General features: G+C 48.5%; 4 protein-coding genes. All 4 read left to right on the top strand.

What is annotated here, in order from left to right:
- Positions 1-992: L-serine ammonia-lyase (locus ABY436_RS19380; RefSeq protein WP_372740569.1), on the top strand; the 992-nt coding region annotated here is incomplete at its 5' end.
- 140 nt (positions 993-1,132) lie between these two features.
- Positions 1,133-2,362: a GlxA family transcriptional regulator gene (locus ABY436_RS19375; RefSeq protein ID WP_372740568.1), complete on the top strand. Its 1,230-nt coding sequence runs from the start codon at positions 1,133-1,135 to the stop codon at positions 2,360-2,362.
- 303 nt (positions 2,363-2,665) lie between these two features.
- Positions 2,666-3,643, top strand: a complete 978-nt coding sequence (locus ABY436_RS19370; protein WP_372740567.1) for a dipeptidase — start codon at positions 2,666-2,668, stop codon at positions 3,641-3,643.
- A gap of 84 nt (positions 3,644-3,727) precedes the next feature.
- Positions 3,728-4,026: DUF5943 domain-containing protein (locus ABY436_RS19365; protein WP_372740566.1), on the top strand; the 299-nt coding region annotated here is incomplete at its 3' end.

Here is a 4,026-nt window from a genome sequence, read left to right as displayed (position 1 = left end):
TTGCGACAGCCGTGGATGGCACGCTGCTTTATGAAAACACTTACTATTCTGTCGGTGGCGGTTTTGTTATCGATGAAAGTGATGCAACCGCCGATGCGCATTTAGTCCCGCAAGTTGCATTGCCGTATGAGTTCAATAATGCAGTACAACTACTGGCGCTATGTAAGCAGCACAAGCTGAGCATCAGTCAGTTGATGATGGAAAATGAAAAAGTTTGGCGAACTGAAGCTGAAACACGTGCCGGGTTAAAAGTCATCTGGCAGGCCATGCAGGATTGTGTCCACAGTGGTTTAGTCAACGAGGGTGTTTTGCCTGGCGGTTTAAATGTCAGGCGTCGTGCGGCGAACTGGCATAAATCGTTACAGCGCGGGACACAGCCTAACGTCATCAGTAGCACTTTAAGCGCTATGGATTGGATAAATCTCTATGCGTTGGCAGTGAATGAGGAGAATGCAGCGGGTGGCCGTATGGTGACTGCTCCAACCAATGGTGCCGCGGGCATTATTCCGGCAGTATTGATGTATTACATGGAGTTCACAGAAGATCCCAGCGAAGATGCGGTGGTTGATTTTATGCTGGCGGCTGCCGCTATCGGCGCGTTGTGTAAGAAAAATGCCTCTATTTCCGGCGCCGAAGTGGGTTGTCAGGGAGAAGTCGGTTCTGCCTGTGCAATGGCGGCAGCAGGCCTGTGCGAAATATTAGGAGGGACTCCTGAGCAGGTAGAGAATGCCGCTGAAATAGGTTTGGAGCACAATCTGGGGTTGACCTGCGATCCGGTAGGAGGCTTGGTACAAGTCCCCTGTATCGAGCGAAATGCGATTGGTGCCATGAAAGCAATTAATGCCACACAAATGGCCTTACGCGGTGATGGGGAACACTTTATCTCATTGGATAAAGTGATTCGAACGATGCGCGATACCGGTCGTGATATGCAGGATAAGTACAAGGAAACCTCACGCGGTGGATTAGCCGTGAATGCGATTGAGTGCTGATTTTTGGGGAATCTGGCTGGGTATGGTAAAAAAGAACCTACTTAGTAAACCTGCTCAATAGATCTATTGAGTAGGTCTGCTTTAGGCATCTTTGCTGGAAATGCTAAAAGTCATATTAACGCTGCGGTTTGGATTTGTTGATGAATAATTCGAGTACTGATTATCAGGGCGATGGCGAATTCATAACAAAAAAAATTGGGTTTTTACTGCTCAATAATTTCACGATGATATCGTTAGCGTCGGCGGTTGAGCCTTTGCGCATGGCTAACCAGCTGAGCGGGGAAGCACTTTATGAGTGGGTTACCCTCACGGAAGATGGCGGGGCGGTGAGTGCCAGCGACGGCATTAAGATAACCCCTGATTCCAGTATGCTAAATGCAGCCTTGCTGGATATCGTTATTGTCGCCGGGGGGCTTAATGTTAGGCGTGCTTACAGCAAAAATCAGCTTAACTGGCTCAACTCGCAGGCCCGCAAAGGCTGCACCTTAGGTGCAATTTGCACCGGCGCTTATGTGCTGGCTGAGGCGGGCTTGCTGGACGGTTATGATTGCAGTACACACTGGGAATATATAGCAGGATTACAGGAAGCTTTTCCCAGAGTCGGTTGCTCTGACCGTCTTTTCAGCTTTGATCGTGATCGTATGACGTCCACGGGGGGCACCGCACCGCTTGATATGATGTTGCATCTGATCAAGCAGGAGCATAGCGCGTTACTGTCCAGTGCGATTTCAGAAATGTTTATCTGTGATCGTATTCGCAGTGAAACAGACCAGCAGAAAGTGCCACTGCAGTATGTTTCGGCGGCTATGCAGCCCAAATTGGCCGAAGTTGTCGGTTTGATGGCGGCTAATATAGAAGAGCTGATTGATATGGATGAACTGGCACATTATGCAGGTCTTTCACGCCGCCAGTTAGAGCGCTTATTTTTAAAGCACCTACAGTGTTCACCCTCTAAATATTATTTGAAATTACGTTTGCTGCGTGCGCGCCAGTTACTAAAGCAAAGTGACCTGGCGATTATTGAAATATCGACGGCGTGTGGGTTTGTCTCTACGCCGCATTTCAGCAAGTGTTATCGGGAACAGATGGGTGTGCCTCCCAGTGAAGAGCGCTCTGGCAATAGGCGTAAAAACGCGCAGGAAAAAGCGCTAAGTGGAATATCCCTGCCCGTCATGCCCGGGGAGGCTGGCGATAAGCTCGATGAAAAGCCGTCGATGATACAAAACGTGTCGGCTCAGCCTGATCAGGGGGTACAGAAAGAACCCCTCAGGCAAGTAGCGAAGGCCGAAAAACGCGACTCAATCGCTAATGATGCGTTGCTTGAAGCCCGTTCAGAGTCTACTTTTGGCAGTGTGCGAATTAAAAAATAACGGCTCCGTTTCGCTCCAGATTATATCCCTCTCTCTCTTTGATGTAACAGAGTCGCGTATTCGTCCCTGGTTCAGCAGCAATCTTCTTTTATCTATCCCCGACAGATCGGATGTGACGCTTTTGGTATCAAGAGAGTCGCTTCCAGCGTCCTGAAGATCCTCACGAAATTTTACACTGGCCTGAACGTTGAGGAGAGTAAGTTCTTTAACCTCCTCTCGCTCTGACCCGTTTGTCGTTGGAGTGATTATTAATCAGGGCATTGCGTAATACGCGACTAACCCGTGATAGGAAGGATAATAACAATGAACGCCGCTGAACTGCACCGGGATGCCATCATTATTGATGGCCTGATCTGCGCGAAATGGAATCGGGAGCTTTTTGAAGACATGTCAAAAGGTGGGCTGACAGCCGCCAACTGTACAGTCTCTTTCTGGGAAAATTTTCAGAATACGGTAAACAATGTTGTCGAGATGAATCAGCTTATTGAAGCCAGCAGTGATCTGCTCATCAAAGTACATACCACTGCAGATATCCAGCGTGCTAAACAGGAAGGTAAAACCGGCGTCATGATGGGATTTCAGAACGCTAATGCGTACGAAGACCAAATTGGCTATGTGCAGGTATTCAAGGACCTGGGCGTTGGTATCGTGCAGATGTGTTACAACACTCAGAATTTAGTCGGCACCGGCTGTTATGAGCGCGATGGCGGTTTATCCGGCTTTGGTCGGGAAATTGTTGCTGAAATGAATCGTGTCGGTGTGCTGTGTGACTTGTCTCACGTGGGAGCTAAAACGTCTGAGGAAGTTATCCTCGAATCTAAACAGCGGGTGGCGTATTCACACTGCTTGCCCAGTGGTTTAAAAGATCATCCGCGTAACAAGTCGGACGCTGAACTGAAGTTTATAGCAGATCACGGTGGATTTGTTGGCGTCACTATGTTCGCGCCTTTCCTTAAAAACGGTATTGATTCGACCATCGAAGATTACGTTGAAGCGATTGAGTACATCTACAACATCGTAGGTGAAGATAGCATCGGAATCGGCACCGACTTTACCCAGGGTCAGGATCAGAACTTCTTCGAATACCTGACTCACGATAAAGGCTATGCGCGCCGTTTGACGCGTTTTGGCAAGATTATCAACCCTGAAGGCATTCGCACGGTTGGCGAGTTCCCTAACCTGACTGAAGCGTTACTGCGGCGTGGTTTTTCTGAAACACAGGTCCGTAAAATCATGGGCGAAAACTGGGTGACGCTGCTTAAAGATGTCTGGGGTGCCTGATGATAAATACATAGTGGCGCAGCTTCGCTTGAGAGTGTGGCGTTAATAAACAACAAATACAAAAGAATTTTTGAGGTTAGAAAAATGAGTGTACATGCACCAGAAATGCCGATCGTTGTCGATGATGAGACCGGAGTATGGACCACCGATGCGCTACCAATGCTGTATGTGCCGCGCCACTTCTTCGTCAACAACCACATGGGCATTGAAGAAGAGATAGGTGCCGGGAAGTACGCAGATATTCTCTATAAAGCCGGGTATAAGTCGGCACATTACTGGTGTGAGAAAGAAGCGGCGGAACACGCTATATCAGGTGCGGATGTATTCGAGCATTACATGAAACGCCTGTCTCAACGCGGTTGGGGTTTCTTTATTACTGAAGC

It is taken from the genome of Neptunomonas sp. (assembly GCF_041601355.1).
Lineage (GTDB): Bacteria > Pseudomonadota > Gammaproteobacteria > Pseudomonadales > Balneatricaceae > Neptunomonas.
Note: the sequence above shows the minus strand (reverse complement) of the source record. Positions and strands in the feature narration are given on the sequence as shown.

What these genes read in the sequence shown, in the direction of transcription:
- ABY436_RS19370 (WP_372740567.1), top strand. Translation starts at nt 2,666, where the DNA reads ATGAACGCCGCTGAACTGCACCGGGATGCCATCATTATTGATGGCCTG.
- ABY436_RS19375 (WP_372740568.1), top strand. Translation starts at nt 1,133, where the DNA reads ATGAATAATTCGAGTACTGATTATCAGGGCGATGGCGAATTCATAACA.